This window comes from Brevibacillus laterosporus LMG 15441 (assembly GCF_000219535.2).
GTDB lineage: Bacteria > Bacillota > Bacilli > Brevibacillales > Brevibacillaceae > Brevibacillus_B > Brevibacillus_B halotolerans.
Window position 1 is genome coordinate 16,319 of sequence record NZ_CP007807.1, and the last position, 16,299, is coordinate 32,617.

Consider the following 16,299-nt stretch of genomic DNA (forward strand, 5'->3'; position numbering starts at 1 on the left):
TTCCTCTTCCTATTGACCAATAATCATCCGCTCTTTTGGATAATGATAACGAACAGACGGGGCATCTTTTTTTAAGAATAGTAATAGGTTGATAATCCCAATCCGTCCAATCACCATCATGATGATGAGAATGAGCTTACCAGGTGTACTTAATTCTGAAGTAATTCCCATCGACAAGCCAGTTGTACCAAAGGCCGAACAGACTTCAAATAAAATGGCCTGCATCGACAGGTCCTCGAACCACACCATGAAAATAACTGCCGTGAACACCATGATGATTGCGACAAAGAACACCATAAACGATTTGATGACATCTTCTTGGACTAGCTCACGACCAAATACTTTTACATCCTTTTGTCCACGCATATAAGTATATATGGTCGCAATTAGAACGAAAAACGTAGTTGTCCGAATCCCGCCCCCCACACTGCTTGGAGAAGCCCCGATAAACATCATGCCGGATAGCATGACAAGGGTAGGGGTGGACAGTAAGCCGATATCCATCGTGGCTAAACCGCCGCTTCGTGTAGAAACAGATTGGAACAGGGAGTAAAAAAGTGCCTCATGCCAGGTTTTATCCTGTAAAAAGGCATTCTTTTCAAAAAAGTAAAAGAGCAGTGTCCCAACCACGATTAGTGTGAAGAAAGTCAAGGTTGTTACCTTTGTGAATAAGGAAAACGTAAAGCGATATTGACCTTGTCGATGAGTTGCGTAGCTGACCAGTTCTATCAGCACAGGAAACCCGATCGCTCCACAGATGATGAGGATCATATTGATGCTTTGGACAAAATAATCCCCCGAGAAGCTGAGCAGGGAATTACCAAAGATATCGAATCCAGCATTGGTAAATGCACTAATGGAAACAAAGTAGCCATAATAGTAGGCGGTATACCAATCAGTCTGATAGCCAGTCCAAAAGAAATAACTGCCTAGCAATAGCGTACCGATTAGCTCAATTAAGATGGTGAGCAATAAAATACTTCGCGTTAGTTTGACCAATCCCGATAGAGTGGGACGATTGTGGTCCGTAGCAATCCATTTTCTTTGTTCTAAGCCGATTCGTTGTCCAAGCATCATCCACAAAAAGGTACCTAAGGTCATAATGCCGATTCCACCTATTTGAAAGAACAAGGTGAGTAAAATAATTCCGCTCTGATTAAACACTTCACTAATTTGGATGACGGTTAGACCCGTTACGCTAATCGCACTGGCTGCCGTAAATAAAGAATCTACAAAAGATATAGATACGCCAGGCTGGTGAAAGATGGGTAACCAGAGAAGTAATGCAGCGAGGATAACACTGCTAAGATAAAACATGACAATAATTTGTACGGAGCTTAAGCGCCGTTTTTTATAAGAGAGCAGCAACTCGCTTACCTCCTGAGTAAGTAATACAGGTAATTCTACCGAAAAACATTGTAACAAGCAAAACGAGTTTTTAACAGGTGCAAAAAAAAGAAGCCCTCTTTTTAACAGACAAAAAGGGCTTCTTTTGATGAACAAATCTCTATAATTATTGTGGATTCGTGGTCCAAATTCCAGATGTTTTAATAAAGACACGCTCAGGCAAGCGCAGGGTGGCTAAGGCTAGCTCTGCTACATCCTCTGGCTGCATCATGTGATCCTCTGCACCGATTTTTAGACCGGCATTAACAGCTAGCTCGGTGTTGACAGTACTTGGAGTTAGCGCTGTGACGCGAATGTTGTGTTTGCGCACCTCTTGCAATAGGGATTCTGTAAAGCCCATTACGGCGAATTTAGAAGCACAATACGCAGAGCCTGTCGCAAAACCGCGTTCTCCAGCAGTAGAAGCTACATTGATGATATTTCCGCTGTTTTGAGCGATCATATCAGGCAATGCCGCATATGTCATGTAGTAGGTTCCAAACAAATTCACAGCAACGATGCGTTCCCACTCTGCTGGGTCCATGTCTGTAACTGTACCGAAAGTAGCAGTACCAGCATTATTGATCAGGATATCTATAGAACCAAGCTCTGCTTTCATTTTGGCATACGCGGCTTCCACATCACTGCGTTTTGAAATATCAGCAGTTGCAATATGAACTGTAACACCATAGATTTTGGCAAGCTCAGTAGCTAACTCCTGTAGATCAGATTCTGTGCGGGCGACCAAACCTAGATGGGTTCCTTCTTTTGCCAAAGCGACGGCAATCGCACGTCCAATTCCTTTTCCTGCTCCGGTAATTAACGCTTTTTTTCCTTTAAAATCCATGTCGGCAATCCTCCCATTTTTAACTTAGTATAAATGATGATACGAAAATGCCTTTTGTTATGTCAATTTTGTAAGTGCAACTAGTTGTTATAGCTGGATAAAAAGCATGATACACTATAATCCATAAGCCCATTATACACGATTTCACATGAAGTCTTGAAGATGAATCGGGCTGAACAAGGATAGATATTGTACGAGGGAATGGTGAAAAAGTATGGACAAACAGGTTGTTGTGATTACAGGGGCAGGAAGCGGGTTAGGTGCTTCTTTAGCGAAACGTTACTCGGAGCAAGGCTTTCATGTTTGCTTGCTTGGACGAACCAAGGCAAAGCTTGAACGGATAGCTGAGCAATTGACTGGCAGTTATTCTATCCACGAAGGCGATGTTGCGAATAAACAAGCCATCATGAAAATCATGGACTCCATTCTCAATGCGTATAATAGAATTGATGTATTGATCAACAATGCGGGGACAGGAAGCTTTGATTTGGCTGAAAACCTCACCGAGGAAGCTGTTCACCACATGATTGATATTAATCTAAAAGGAACGATTTTTAGTACTCAGGCAGTAGTAAAGCAAATGAAAGAGCAGAATTACGGAACGATCATTAATATCGTATCTACGGCCGGCAAAGTAGGAAAAGCAAATGAGTCTGTCTACTGTGCCAGCAAATTTGGTGTGAGAGGCTTTACAGAGAGCTTAGCCATTGAGCTAAAAGAGACGCCTATACAAGTAGTCGGAATCTACATGGGAGGCATGAAAACGGAATTCTGGGATGGTATTTTCACAGAAGAACGCATGAAGCACCTGATGGAACCGGATGATGTTGCTGATGTTATTATGGCAAATGTAAAGCCAAGACAACGCCTAGTGGTATCTGAAGTGGTCATTCAAAACCAAAAATAAAATGAATCATCTGATTGTAGTGGCGGACAAGCCTATTGTGTAAATATCCTTGCTGTTCTCTTTGTCTACAGGAAGAGAGCATTGGCTAATTGAGACACCTTTCATCTCTAAATTGAGAGAAAGCGTGTCTATTTTTATTCTCTTTTACGACGAAAATGGCCCAAATCATTACTAGCAATGACAGACAGTGCGTCCATTGCGCTAACCTTGATTTTACAGCGATTTTACGTGCACGAACGCATGGGCCAATACCGATGACTTTTGGATGCTTTGCTTCATTCATAACACAAACGCATGAATATCATGCAAATACGTAAATTGAAGTCATGACAAACATGAAGTATGATACACAAAAGACAAAAGAAAACAAAACGGAGACGTAACTAATGGAGTGGCAACAAATTTTATATTTTCGCAAGGTAGCACAGACGCAGCACATTACACGATCGGCAGAGCTGTTAAATGTGTCCCAACCCGCCTTAAGTAGAGCAATTGCTCGTTTGGAGGAAGAGTTAAATACGCCTTTGTTTGAGCGAAAAGGGCGAAATATCGTGCTAAATCAATACGGGGAGCTATTCTTAAAGCGAGTGGAGCGAGCCATTCAGGAGATAGAAGAGGGGAAGCAGGAAATTCAGGACCTGATTAACCCTGATCACGGCAAAATACAGATCGCTTTTTTACATTCCTTAGGAATTGAAGTAGTCCCCGAATTTATTCGTTCGTTTCGTCTGCAATATCCACAGGTCAGCTTTCATTTACATCAAGCATCCATGGATCAGATTGTAGAACAGCTCAAAACGGGTTTAATTGATATTGCCCTGTTTTCCATGTTAGAGCCAATAGATGAGGTGCATTGGGAGCCTTTAATTACAGAGGAGCTGTTTCTCATTGTTTCCAAGACGCATCCTTTGGCAAATCGGACACAGATCGAGCTAAAGGAGATTGCCAATGAACCTTTTATTTCCTTCAAGCAGGGGTATGGTCTGCGAACCTTGACCGATACGCTTTGTAAGCAAGCTGGCTTTACTCCCGCTATCACCTTTGAAGGAGAGGAGATTGCTACAATAGCTGGTCTGGTGGCCGTTAAATTGGGAGTAAGTCTTGTTCCAGATGTAAACGTGCTGGATAAATCGAAGGTATCACTCTTACGTGTGCTAGATCCAGGCTGTGAACGAACCATTGGACTCGCATGGAAAGAAAAGCGTTATTTGTCTCCTGTTGCAAGAAGGTTCATCTCATTTGTAAAGGAACATTATATCTAATCTGTTTAAGACATTAACGGAACCCATAGCTACGTTTTCTAACTGAATAATAAAGAGAGAGGATTTACACCATGAGTTATATCAAGCAAGGGTCAAGCGCATTTCGCAGAACCAACATAGCGTTGTTTGCAGGAGGGTTAAATACATTTGCTATTCTGTACTGCACACAGCCTTTGTTACCTGAATTCACGAAGGAATTTCAGGTTTCTCCAACGCTGGCCAGTCTTTCCTTATCTGTAACCACGATGGCTTTAGCCATAAGTTTGTTATTTCTCGGTTCATTGTCAGAGGCGTGGGGACGCAAACCGATTATGATTGTTTCCTTGATTGGAGCTTCGTTGTTGGCAGTGTGTACGGCATTTAGCTATCAATTTCAAATATTACTTGGCATTCGAATACTGGTCGGAATGGTTCTCGCTGGGTTACCGGCTATTGCCATGGCTTATCTGGGTGAAGAAATTGACAAAAATAGCTTAGGCGTAGCAATGGGGCTATATATAAGCGGAAATTCGATTGGTGGAATGGGCGGACGAATCATCACAGGGACGCTAACCGATTTGTTTAACTGGCATGTGGCTCTGATTGGAATTGGTGTGTTGAGCCTCTTGTGCACGATTTTGTTCTGGATTATGCTTCCACCCTCCAGACATTTTTCACCGCGCAAACTAGAAGTAAAGACATTAGCAAAATCACTCTGGAGCCATTGTACGGACCAACGCTTGCTTTATTTATATGGACTTGGCTTTCTGCTAATGGGCAGCTTTGTGACGTTATATAATTACATCGGCTATCAGTTGGTTGAGCCGCCATATTCCCTTTCGCAAACAATCGTTGGCTGGATTTTTATTGTGTATTTAGTCGGTACGTTTAGCTCTACTTGGATGGGCAAGATGGCAGACAGACTTGGGCGCGCTAAAATGCTGTGGATGTCTTTAGTTATTATGTTTGGGGGCATTGGACTTACATTGGAGCCTCATTTATTTAGTAAAATTGCGGGAATTGCCATCTTTACATTTGGCTTTTTTGGCGGGCATTCGATCGCCAGCAGCTGGGTAGGTAGATTAGCTACTCATGATAAAGCACAGGCTTCCTCCTTGTACCTATTCTTCTATTATGCTGGATCGAGTTTAGGTGGGACGTTTGGTGGTTTGTTCTGGTCGTTATTTGGATGGGCCGGAGTTGTTGGAATGATTGGGGGCTTTATCGTGATTGCCTTCGTATTGCTTATGAAGCTCTCTCATGTAGAGCAGTCTCCAGCAGCATTACGTATTCAGTAATTTTTGCGTGTTGCAAAATAAAATGTTACACAGATAAAAAAGGACGGGAACCATTGCGGCTCCGTCCTTTTCACATTTCTAACATCAGGGCACTTGTCATCTATCTCTAGATAGAATTTACTTTACCAATTTATGCCGTAGCGCTAGGACTACTGCCTGTGTCCGATCATCGACATTTAGCTTTTGTAAAATGCGATGGACATGGGATTTTACCGTGCCTTCCGAGATAAAGAGATTTTGAGCGATTTGATCATTGCGAAAGCCAAACGCTAATTGCTGCAACACATCCTGTTCTCGTTCTGTAAGTTCATCTAGCAGTACGAGATGATTCTCTTGCGAAAAAGCTTCCTGTGGTTTGTCAGCATGAGGTATGGCGGTCGTTTCCGATTTTTGTTTCTTTAATACCTCAGCTAATGCCTTAGCAGCCGTTGCTGTGTGAAAAGAAGCTTCCCCATTGTAAGCACGGCGAATTAAGTCTAGCATCTCCTTGGAATCAGCATCCTTTAGCATATAACCAACCGCACCTGCTAGAATGCCATCCACAACGTAATCATGGTTATCGAATGTCGTTAATATGAGAACCTTCACTTTCGGTACATGTTTTACAATTTCGCGTGTCGCTTCAATACCTGTACACTTGGGCATTTGTACGTCCATGAGAATGACATCAGGCCTCAGCTCGCAAGCTAGATTGATAATCTCTTCTCCATCCGCCGCTTCTCCAATTACCTCCATATCCTCTTGAACATTAATGACATACCCAAGACCCTGTCTGATCATCTTTTGATCGTCTGCCAGCATGACTCGAATCTTTTGATGTTTATGATCTACCATAGCAGCTATGTGTTCCCTTCTAAAGATGAATGATGGTAAGGAATTGTTGCAGTAATTTCAAAGCCAAATGGTTCCCTCATCTGATATTTCAGCGTTCCGTTTACTTTCGTGATACGTTCTCTCATGCCAGATAAACCAAAACCAGGTTCAACCCCTTCCTGAGAACGATTTTGGCCGTTGTCGTGAATGGATAAAACGATGGAATCAGCTATCTTACTAATTTCAACCCACATGGCGGTGGCATTGGAATGACGCAATGTATTCGTAATCGCTTCTTGTAGAATTCGATAAAAAACAATCGTTACCTCGTTTGTTAAATCGATCTCTTCCTCATTCGTGACAAACGTACAGGACAGGTCCGTATTTTTCTCTGTTTGCGACAAAAGAGCTTGTAATGGCGTTAAGCCAAACGTCCGCTTGTCGACTGCAAGGGTATGAACGGAGCCGCGGATATCCTCCAAGCTTTGCTTCGCTACATCCAACATATTGTTGACCGCCGTCTGTGCATCATTTGGTCCAGACTTCAGCATATAGGTAAGCGCATGTAGCTGCACGATGAGAGAGGTAAGACTGTGACCTAACGAGTCATGAATATCACGCGCGATTCGATTTCGTTCCTCCAACACGGCTACTTGCAATGTATTTACAGTCATTTCCTGCAATTCATTATGTGCATCCTGTAGTTTTGTATGTGCGATTTGCAATTCTTTTAAATGCTGTTGATTTAATTGATACGCTTCATGGTGGGAACGATACCCGCGTGCACCCAGATAACACCCAATAAAGGAAAGTAAAAAAGGAGCAACATGCGTGGTGTAGCTATGAGTGATCCAGATGAGTAATACACAGGTAACCACTCCAAAAAAGGTGGCTAATGGTAACGAATATTTTTTATCGATGCGCAGGCCGATGATAATCCCAAGCAGGATGATCATGCCAAACCCCTCAGGACCCAGATAAATGCCTTTAAATAGGGTAACGCCCCCGACTAGTAAAAGAATGACAGTCATTTTTATGGAGGGCAGTTGAATAGAGGAGGTCCAAAATAAGATCAAATACCCACAGAACAGTAATACGGAAAACACAAATTGTATAGGTGATTCATGATTATAGGAGTTTGGTAGCCATGTCAAAAGAGATAAGGCTAAGAACCAGACCAATAAGAGTCGTTTGCGGAGGGCCTTAGTTATGTTATCAATCAAAGAATAGCCCACCCTTCTTCAAATTTTTCGATCGTTTGTTCATATTCTATTGTAGCACGGGGTGTCATCTATCTCTAGATAGACGAGCCAGTGCTACGGTTTTCCATCCTTCGGTAGATTTGCCTATTTCAACTTGCCGCTACAATGAAACTTGTGACATTTCGTATCGCGAACAATTGATTAACGGCAGGAGGTGGCTTGGATGGAAGAGTTGATTACCATGGCGAAGCTTCTCAAAGAAGCGAGTGCCCTTTTTACATGGATCACACGTGAAGAACTCGAAAGCAAAGATATCACCTGGCAGCAAGTGCTGATTCTGGAGCAAATTGTGCACGACCCGAAAACCATTGGGGAAATCAGCAAGGCTGTTAGTCTTTCGTACAGTACGGTATCTGGATTAATTGATCGCCTAGAACGAGATAACATCGTCATAAGGCTCAAGGATAAAAAGGATAAACGATTGGTTTGGGTTGCGATGTCCCCACGATTCGATCATGCGAATGAATTCGCGGGACGCCAAGCGGAAATGGAGACGTTTGAGCAACAGACGACTCAGATGATTTCATCCCTCCATGTCTTGCAAGAAATGTATACAACCAAAAAAAGAATAACGAGTTAAGACATTGGTGAGGTGAAAAAGAGTGAATATATCTGAAGTGTCGGTCAAACGACCTGTTCTCATTATCATGTTGACCCTGGCAGTCATGATTTTTGGAATCGTTTCTCTGCCGAAATTGGCTATTGATTTGTATCCAGAGCTGAATTTTCCAGTTGCCGTTGTCGTGACATCTGTGGATGGCGCGGCGCCGAGCGAGGTAGAGAAGCTAGTAACGAAACCGATAGAAAGTGCAGTAGGAACTGTTGCTAATTTAAAGGAAGTATCATCTATTTCGATTCAAGGAGCATCACAGGTTATTCTCAGCTTTAATTGGGGGACCGATTTAGATCAAGCTACATTGGAATTGCGGGAGAAGGTTGATCGAGTGCGACAACTGCTCCCATCCTCAGCGAAATCTCCACAGGTTCTGCGGATTGATCCGAATAGCACGCCGATTATGACATTTGCCCTAACAGGCGAGGATGATGTCAATCAATTGAAGAAGATAGCAGAGGACTCCATTCAAAACCGCTTAGAAAGAATTGATGGTGTAGCTGGAGTAAATCTGGTCGGTGGTCAGGATCGCGTGGTGGATGTGGTGCTCGACCCTGCTAAAATTTCGTCGTATGGATTAACCATCGACCAAATTCAGCAGGCGATTGCCAGCAACAACCTGTCCGGTTCAGGTGGTGCCGTACGTGAAGGAGATGGCAAATATAACATTCGAGTTCAGGGTGAGTACGATAGTGTAGCTAAAATCGGACTAACACCTATTCGCATGGGAAATGGCTCCCTTCGCCTGCAAGATATTGCTACCATCAACGATACTACGGCGAAAATCAATCAGTTCAGTTACGTTAATGGGAAACCAAGCTTAGGCATTACCATTACAAAGGCATCTGGTGGAAATACCATTCAGGTAGCGGATGCTGTAAGTCAGGAATTGAAAGAGATTAAGAAGACCTTACCTTCCCAGTTACAACTAACAACTACGCTGGATTCGTCCACGTTTATTAAAGATTCAATCTACACCACAGCAGAGCATGCCTTGTTCGGTGGATTGTTTGGGATTATTATTTTGTTCTTCTTCTTAGGTAGCTTCCAATCAATGATTGTTGCGATCATCGTGCTACCCATCTCGATCATCTCCACCTTTTTGCTGATGTATGCGACCGGCCAAACGATCAATCTGATTTCCCTATCAGGGCTGACACTCGGACTGGGTTCACTGGTTGACTTCGCGGTCGTAATGCTGGAGAACATTTTCCGACAAAGGGAAAAAGGGAAAGGCATGGTAGAAGCTGCGTTAGATGGTTCCAAGGAAGTGGGTACTGCTGTAATGGCTTCTGCTTTGGCGCAGATATGTGTATTCCTGCCAATTGCACTAGTTGATGGTATTGCAGCAGAAATTTTTAGACCCTTAGCTCTAACCGTTGTGTATTCTCACATTGCCGCTTTGGTCTTTTCCATTATCCTAGTACCAATGTTAAGCTCACGGATACTCAAAAAAGTACCAGAGCATAACAATCGGGAAGGATATCGTGGAATGAACCCGGTAATCTGGTTCAATATTGGATTTCACAAGGTAGAAAAAGGCTATAAAAGGCTGTTAGATTTTTCGCTGAATCACCGGAAAACAGTAGCGATTGTTACGGTTGCCATGATGATAGGTTCTGTAGCGCTGACTCCATTGGTTGGGGCAGAGTTTATGCCATCGATGGATCAGGGACAAGTTACAATTGATATTAAGATGCCTAACGGTAGTGTTTTGGAAGAAACAAAGAAGGTAGCCCAACAAGTGGAAAAGATAGCGGCGCAAGTACCGGAGCTGGATATTCTGAGCACCTCGATTGGTAGCGGTGGTTCAGCGGCCGTGGCTACCTCTACCTCTAATAAAGCAACCGTTGATTTAAAACTGGTCGACGTAAAGGATCGTAAACGCTCCACTCCGGAGATAATGGCAGATTTGCGTAAGCAGGTAGCATCAATTGCGGGTGCTGAAATTAAGGTGAAAGAACAATCTGCTGGTATGTCCACAGGATCGCCTTTACAGATTACCTTACGCGGTGATGATATCGAGGTTCTAAAAGATGTGAGCGGGATTATTAAGCAAGAGGTAATCAGTGTCCCGGGAACCAGTAATGTGGTGACCACCTTAGATGATACGCAGCATGAATTTGAAGTGAAAATCGATGCAGAGAAAGCAAGTATGTATGGGCTAAGCTCTGGACAGATTTTAACGGCTGTGGGTACAGCATTTAACGGACAGACGGTGACAAAGTATCGCACGGGTGATGATGAAATCAATGTGCAATTAAAATGGCCCGAGCAGTATCAGGAAGATACGAATTACTTGAATAGCTTGCGCATAACTGCACCAGGTGGCGCACAGGTAGCGTTGTCTTCTGTTGCAGAGGTGACAAAAGTAGAGGCACCGCTAACGATTAATCGCTCGAATCAGACTCGTGAAGTAAAAATCACAGGTGATTTAGCAGGACGTGATCTGAACTCAGTCACTACGGATGTACAAACGAAGCTAGACAAGCTCTCCCTGCCAGATGGCTATAAAATTGAGTACGGCGGAGAGAGTAAAGATATGATGGAGTCCTTTAGTAGTCTTGGATTGGCTGTTATTTTGTCAGTCGTCCTACTTTATATGGTAATGGCGGCCCAATTTGAATCCTTATATACGCCGTTTATTATCATGTTCTCTATCCCGCCTACCTTTGCAGGGGTTATGCTTGGCCTGTTGTTTACCAATACCTCGATCAGTGTGTCCGTGTTCATTGGATATATTCTGCTGATTGGTTTGGTCGTTAATAACGCCATCGTATTAATAGATTATGCAAATCAATTGCGAGACAAAGGTATGAGTGTAAGGGATGCGATTTTGGAAGCAGGGCCTGTACGCTTGCGTCCCATTCTCATGACGACATTGACTACCATTCTAGCAATTGGTCCATTAGCTTTTGCCACAGGCTCTGGTAGTGAATCTCAAGCTCCGATGGCGATCACAGTTATTTTCGGATTAAGCTTTGCTACGCTCATTACCCTAGTGTTGGTTCCAGTCGTGTATACTTGGTTCGATGATTGGTCTTCTAAACGTAAACACAAGAAAGAACAAAAGCGACTAAAGAAACAACAAGCAGCTATTGCGGTAGCGCAGTCGTAAAGGCGAAGAGATAGAGGAGGGGGAAATGAAATTGAAAGCAAAAACAACGATGAATAAAAAAATGATTCTAGTAGCAGCATCCGCCCTGTTCTTGGTAGCGGGGTGTTCGAATCAAGCGGCAGAGAATACTCCGACAGAACAGACAGAGAGCGTAACACCGGTTCAGATTGAAATGTCTAAGCTAGGGACAGTTTCCTCTAGTGCAGGCTTTACGGCTAAATTAGCGCCTAGTCAGGATGTGCAGTTAAGTCCAAAATTGTCTGGGAAAATCACCTCCTTACCTGTTCGTTTAGGACAATATGTAAAACAAGGAGAAACTTTGTTTAGTGTAGATGAACAAGATGTGATCAATTCGATCAAACAGGCAGAAGCGGCTTATCAGGTAGCTAAGGCGAATTTAAATCAAGCAGGCAATAGCTCCAGTCAAGGTCTTGAACAAGCGAAGAATAGCTTGAGCCAAGCCCAAACAGCCCTACAGGATGCAGAACGAAATCAACAGCGGATGCAAACGCTATTTAATCAAGGCGCAATTGCTCTACAACAATATGAACAAGCAAATACACAGCTTGCTAATGCAAGAACAGCGGTTGCCAATGCACAGGAAGGCCTGAAAGCTGCCACACAAATGTCAGCAGTAGGTGTATCAGAGGCTTCTGTTAAGCAAGCGGCTGTGAGCTTGGAAAATGCTCGGACACAACTGGGGAATGCAGTAGTAAAAGCTCCTTTCAGCGGGTACATTTCAAGTGTGAATGGAGCGGTTGGACAGGTGGCTTCTCCACAAAGCCCTATTGTCACATTAGTTAATACCAACCCACTTGTTGTGAAGGCTAATTTATCTGAACAGGATATTTCACAGGTGAAGGTTGGCGATGAGGTAAAAGTGAATATCACGGCATTGGGAAAAGAAATGACAGCTAAAGTAACGGCTGTCAGCCCGGTGATGGATCAACAGCTCAAAGCCTATCCCATCGAAATATCAATCCCTAATCCAAACAACGAGCTGAAAGCAGATATGGTTGTGAACATGAATCTAGTAGGGCAACAAGGAAAAGGACAGGAAAAGGTAGTTGTTCCTCGCAAGGCCGTGTTCGATCGCGATGGGAAGCAGTATGTTTACATCGTAGAAGGCGAGATAGCAAAGCAAGTCGCGGTAACCACAGGAGAAGGCTCTAGCGAATCCATCGAAATCCTGACAGGAATTAAGGCAGATCAACAAGTCGTCGTAAAAGGACAGACACTGTTGAAGGATGGAAGTAAGGTAACGATCCAAAAGTAAGAATAACCGAAAAGATACAGACAAAATCATCTCTCGAAAAAAGCTGTCACATTCTATTGTGACAGCTTTTTTCATGGAAATAATATAGGGATAATTCAAGCTACTAGCTCCTTTGAAGAAGGAGAGCAAGAAGCCATCACTATGGAAGGCTCAAAGCGAGCTACAGTCATTATTGATAAGAAGACAAAGCAGCTTGTCTCTGCTGATGTGAAATTACAAGTAAGTGAAATCGATCAGACAACTCCCAACAAAGCCATACAAGCACGTAAGGAAATTGACCCGAAACGAGACTATACGTTTAAAAAGGTGGTACGTAACCTGTTTTCTCATTCAATAGATACGATTACGACGTCAGTTTACCCCCAAAGAAGCTACTGTACATTTTAAAATGCTAAACTAGGCGTTACATTTATAATTATCCCTCTATTTGGTATAATTCCTGCGTAAGATTGTTTCATCATAAAGTTTTATATAAACAAACATTTATGGAACATATTAAAAAGGAGGTTGTTTTCGTTGGAATTTAGTATTATCTCTTCATTATATCAATTATTTTTTTTGTTTCTGATCGTATTCGTAATTGTGTGGATATATAGGTTTTTTTCTCGTAAATTTGATAAAAAACACGATGAAACCATAAAAATGTTGCAAAAGGTAGTAGATTTGCTTGAGGAGCAAAACAAAAAAAGAAGGAGTAGTTATTTACAATAATTTTGGATGGATATTTGTGAAGGATGGAGTAGGTTGATATATCATTTAATCAAGAAAGTTGTCTCCTTTACATTTAGGAAACGACTTTTTCTTTTACAAAAACAACTTTCAAGACACATAAATGAATATAAAGGTTAGTTGTTGACGCATTGTTGAGCAAATCCGTCAACAACTAGAGGTAAAAATTCAAAAGGAATCATAAATAATCACACGATAATAGATAGTATTAAATCAACAACGATTCCCAATCAGATAGCTTTTGGTGCAATTATTAGTGATGTGAATGCATCATTCTCTTATGGTGATGCATCATCATTCTATGGTGATGCGCTCTCATGCGATGGAAATGCTCTCTGTGAGCAAACTCGTGACGCCTGGCCGGGTGATGCCGATGCATCATACTTAAAGAGCGAAAGTGATCGGCATGCCTTAAATGATGGTGCATTCTCCTCCGATGGTGTTCAATTGGGTCCATAAACCCATCTCCTTTCTAACCATGATAGTTATGATATGGGGGCAGCTGTAGAATTGATTATCCTGAACACAAAAATGGGTTAATGTCCGAAACGTACTTGCGAAAGCATTTGGGGTCCTATCGAATATAGTCTGGTGGAAAGTAAGACTGGTGAAAGAAGGAAGTTAGATCTCCCCATTTCGTCTAGAAGTGATGTCTATCTTTCCCATGACGCTAAGGGTATTTATTATCTGGGCAGTACTTCAAAACAAGATGTTAACAAGGGGCGCGGGATTTATTATTACGATTTTGCTACGAAAAAAATAGAACCTGTCTTTTTACAGGAGAATGGGTTTATTAATAATTTTATGCTAGTGTCTCGTGAATGATAAAGCTTAAGACCGTCAGATTCTTCTGACGGTTTTTTTAGTATGTTAACAGCTCCTTACAGTTTTGATAAAACCAATTCAATTCATCTGATTACATTCAGGTATTGTAGGAAAACAGAATCAATAATCCACTATCTACCCAGTTCTCCATTTTTGCTTACAAAGATATGGCATATTAATCTGTTCTGTACATATATGTACCAAAAAAGAAACGGTAAGGATGTGCTCAAACTCTCCAAAACATTTCAATAAGAAATCATTTTCAGTGAAATGCTGATACAATAAGGGGAAACTAGAAGGGGGAAGGTTATGGCAACATGGGATTTATCGAAAACAAAGCACCATATCCTGCTATGTAATGGTGGTAGCTGCATGCGAAAAGGTGGCGAAGAAGTCACTGTGGCGATTCGTCAGGAAATAGCCCGGCAGCGAGCAGATGAACAGATTCATACAACCCGGACCAGATGTAATGGACGCTGTGAGGATGCCTGTGTCTTGATTGTGTATCCAGATGGAGTTTGGTATCAAAATGTTCAGCCTGAGGATGCGAAAGAGATTGTCGAACATCTTGTCCAAGGACAGCATTATCAGGCTAAAATTAGCCATAGATACTCCGGCGACGGATTTGTTAGAAATGAAACCGTAGCGCTTGGGGTAAAGAAATAAAAGAACAGACTCCCAAATCTGATATTATCCCCTTTTAGTAGACAGTAAGAAGCAAGACCCCTTACTGTATTAACTAGGAGGGGAATTTTTTATGGGGAAAATTAGAAAAACATATTCAAAGAATTTTAAGCTAAAAGCCGTACAGCTTTATTTGAGCGGTGAACAAGGGTACAAAACACTTACAAGGGATCTCGGCATTAGTGACCCTTCTATTTTAAGAAGATGGGTTGATCATTATAGAAAGGAAGGTATACAGGGACTAGATGAAAAACGCGGGAGAACAAAAAATCCTCTTAGAGGAAGACCACGAACAAGGCCAGAGAGTACGGAGGAAGAGATAGTTCGATTACGTGCAGAGAACGAATTCTTAAAAAAGTGGCTAGGTCTAGAAAAGAGGTGAAACCGAAAGATAAACGCTGTTTTTTCGAGCTTATTAAAGAATTGTCTAAAAAGTATTCTATTACTTTATTGTGTAAAATTACGAAAGTATCTCGTAGTGGTTTTTACAAGTGGCTTTCTCATGAGAAACACCCCACCTCAAAACAATTGGTAAATGAAAAATTAAGAGGAATGATCATGGAGTGTTATCAAGAGGTCAAAGGCATTTACGGGTATCCCCGAATAAAAGTGTGGTTATTTAGAAGGTACGGACTAAAAGTCAATCATAAACGTGTGTATCGCATCATGAAGGAACTTGGGATACAAGCGCTAATCCGTAAAAAACGAAAATTCTTTGGGCGCAAAGAGAAGGTTGTTATCTCCGAAAACAAGCTGAATCGAAATTTTTACGCCTCACGGCCAAATGAGAAATGGGCTACAGATATTACCTACATACTATTTAATGGTCGCCGTCTTTATCTGTCGGTCATATACGACATGTATAACAACGAAGTTGTTGCCTACAAAACAAGCAAACGTAATGATTTACAGCTTGTAATGGATACCGTAAAATTAGCGCTTAAAAAGCGGGATGTAAACGGAGTCCTCCTACACAGTGATCAAGGATATCAGTACACCTCAAAGCAGTATAACCAGTTCCTTCAGAAATATAAAATCGTAGCAAGTATGTCTAGAAAAGGTAACTGTTTAGATAACGCCTGTATTGAGGGATTCTTTGGGCATTTAAAAACAGAGTGTTTGTATCTTCATTCGTTTCAAACAGATAAAGAAGTGGAAGAAGCTCTCCACGGTTACATTAATTTCTATAATCAGCAACGGTTTCAATCTCGATTAAAAAACCTGAGTCCGATAGAATACCGAACTCAGGCTGCCTAGATGGGGCTTGTTTAAAGTTGTCTACTTGACAGGGGTAAGATCA

The 16,299-nt window shown here is 42.0% G+C and carries 14 protein-coding genes; 10 read left to right on the top strand and 4 right to left on the bottom strand.

What is annotated here, in order from left to right:
- Positions 1–9 precede the first annotated feature (9 nt).
- Complete coding sequence (locus BRLA_RS22640) at positions 10–1,368, bottom strand: TrkH family potassium uptake protein (RefSeq protein WP_003338818.1); 1,359 nt, start codon at positions 1,366–1,368, stop codon at positions 10–12.
- Between the two features lie 145 nt (positions 1,369–1,513).
- A complete protein-coding gene (locus tag BRLA_RS22645) occupies positions 1,514–2,233 on the bottom strand; it encodes a 3-ketoacyl-ACP reductase (protein WP_003338819.1) in 720 nt (239 codons plus the stop codon).
- A 214-nt stretch (positions 2,234–2,447) separates the two neighbouring features.
- Here BRLA_RS22645 and BRLA_RS22650 point away from each other — a divergent pair, with 214 nt between their 5' ends.
- From BRLA_RS22650 to BRLA_RS22660, 3 genes are all read left to right on the top strand, one after another.
- Positions 2,448–3,140 (top strand): SDR family oxidoreductase, encoded by a 693-nt coding sequence (locus tag BRLA_RS22650; protein WP_003338820.1) that lies wholly within the window; start codon positions 2,448–2,450, stop codon positions 3,138–3,140.
- A 386-nt stretch (positions 3,141–3,526) separates the two neighbouring features.
- A complete protein-coding gene (locus BRLA_RS22655; protein WP_003338822.1) occupies positions 3,527–4,402 on the top strand; it encodes a LysR family transcriptional regulator in 876 nt (291 codons plus the stop codon).
- Positions 4,403–4,473: 71 nt separating this feature from the next.
- Complete coding sequence (locus tag BRLA_RS22660) at positions 4,474–5,679, top strand: MFS transporter (protein ID WP_003338823.1); 1,206 nt, start codon at positions 4,474–4,476, stop codon at positions 5,677–5,679.
- Positions 5,680–5,796: 117 nt separating this feature from the next.
- Here BRLA_RS22660 and BRLA_RS22665 read toward each other — a convergent pair whose 3' ends face one another.
- Together BRLA_RS22665 and BRLA_RS22670 are read right to left on the bottom strand one after the other, a co-directional pair.
- On the bottom strand, positions 5,797–6,513 hold the full coding sequence (locus BRLA_RS22665) for a response regulator transcription factor (protein WP_003338824.1): 717 nt from the start codon (positions 6,511–6,513) through the stop codon (positions 5,797–5,799).
- Between the two features lie 5 nt (positions 6,514–6,518).
- Entirely contained in the window at positions 6,519–7,715 is a 1,197-nt protein-coding gene (locus BRLA_RS22670) for a sensor histidine kinase (protein WP_051876169.1), read from the bottom strand.
- A 202-nt stretch (positions 7,716–7,917) separates the two neighbouring features.
- On the opposite strand from BRLA_RS22670, the gene BRLA_RS22675 reads away from it, so the two are divergent.
- From BRLA_RS22675 to BRLA_RS22710, 7 genes are all read left to right on the top strand, one after another.
- Complete coding sequence (locus tag BRLA_RS22675; RefSeq protein WP_003339765.1) at positions 7,918–8,334, top strand: MarR family transcriptional regulator; 417 nt, start codon at positions 7,918–7,920, stop codon at positions 8,332–8,334.
- Between the two features lie 22 nt (positions 8,335–8,356).
- Positions 8,357–11,485 carry an efflux RND transporter permease subunit gene (locus tag BRLA_RS22680; protein WP_003338827.1) on the top strand — a complete coding sequence of 1,043 codons (3,129 nt, stop codon included), beginning with the start codon at positions 8,357–8,359 and terminating at the stop codon, positions 11,483–11,485.
- Between the two features lie 25 nt (positions 11,486–11,510).
- Complete coding sequence (locus BRLA_RS22685) at positions 11,511–12,761, top strand: efflux RND transporter periplasmic adaptor subunit (RefSeq protein WP_003338828.1); 1,251 nt, start codon at positions 11,511–11,513, stop codon at positions 12,759–12,761.
- Positions 12,762–12,902: 141 nt separating this feature from the next.
- On the top strand, positions 12,903–13,148 hold the full coding sequence (locus BRLA_RS22690; RefSeq protein ID WP_003338829.1) for a hypothetical protein: 246 nt from the start codon (positions 12,903–12,905) through the stop codon (positions 13,146–13,148).
- Positions 13,149–14,624: 1,476 nt separating this feature from the next.
- On the top strand, positions 14,625–14,981 hold the full coding sequence (locus BRLA_RS22700; protein ID WP_003338834.1) for a (2Fe-2S) ferredoxin domain-containing protein: 357 nt from the start codon (positions 14,625–14,627) through the stop codon (positions 14,979–14,981).
- A gap of 91 nt (positions 14,982–15,072) precedes the next feature.
- Positions 15,073–15,381, top strand: coding sequence for a transposase (locus BRLA_RS22705; RefSeq protein WP_003335353.1), 309 nt, complete (start codon positions 15,073–15,075; stop codon positions 15,379–15,381).
- Positions 15,378–16,256: an IS3 family transposase gene (locus tag BRLA_RS22710; RefSeq protein WP_003335352.1), complete on the top strand. Its 879-nt coding sequence runs from the start codon at positions 15,378–15,380 to the stop codon at positions 16,254–16,256. The genes BRLA_RS22705 and BRLA_RS22710 overlap by 4 nt, the downstream gene beginning before the upstream one ends.
- Positions 16,257–16,299 lie beyond the last annotated feature (43 nt).

Excerpts from the sequence above, each read along its gene's own strand:
- BRLA_RS22645 (WP_003338819.1), bottom strand. The coding sequence starts at position 2,233 with ATGGATTTTAAAGGAAAAAAAGCGTTAATTACCGGAGCAGGAAAAGGA.
- BRLA_RS22650 (WP_003338820.1), top strand. The coding sequence starts at position 2,448 with ATGGACAAACAGGTTGTTGTGATTACAGGGGCAGGAAGCGGGTTAGGT.
- BRLA_RS22655 (WP_003338822.1), top strand. The coding sequence starts at position 3,527 with ATGGAGTGGCAACAAATTTTATATTTTCGCAAGGTAGCACAGACGCAG.
- BRLA_RS22660 (WP_003338823.1), top strand. The coding sequence starts at position 4,474 with ATGAGTTATATCAAGCAAGGGTCAAGCGCATTTCGCAGAACCAACATA.
- BRLA_RS22665 (WP_003338824.1), bottom strand. The coding sequence starts at position 6,513 with ATGGTAGATCATAAACATCAAAAGATTCGAGTCATGCTGGCAGACGAT.
- BRLA_RS22675 (WP_003339765.1), top strand. The coding sequence starts at position 7,918 with ATGGAAGAGTTGATTACCATGGCGAAGCTTCTCAAAGAAGCGAGTGCC.
- BRLA_RS22685 (WP_003338828.1), top strand. The coding sequence starts at position 11,511 with ATGAAATTGAAAGCAAAAACAACGATGAATAAAAAAATGATTCTAGTA.
- BRLA_RS22690 (WP_003338829.1), top strand. The coding sequence starts at position 12,903 with ATGGAAGGCTCAAAGCGAGCTACAGTCATTATTGATAAGAAGACAAAG.
- BRLA_RS22700 (WP_003338834.1), top strand. The coding sequence starts at position 14,625 with ATGGCAACATGGGATTTATCGAAAACAAAGCACCATATCCTGCTATGT.
- BRLA_RS22705 (WP_003335353.1), top strand. The coding sequence starts at position 15,073 with ATGGGGAAAATTAGAAAAACATATTCAAAGAATTTTAAGCTAAAAGCC.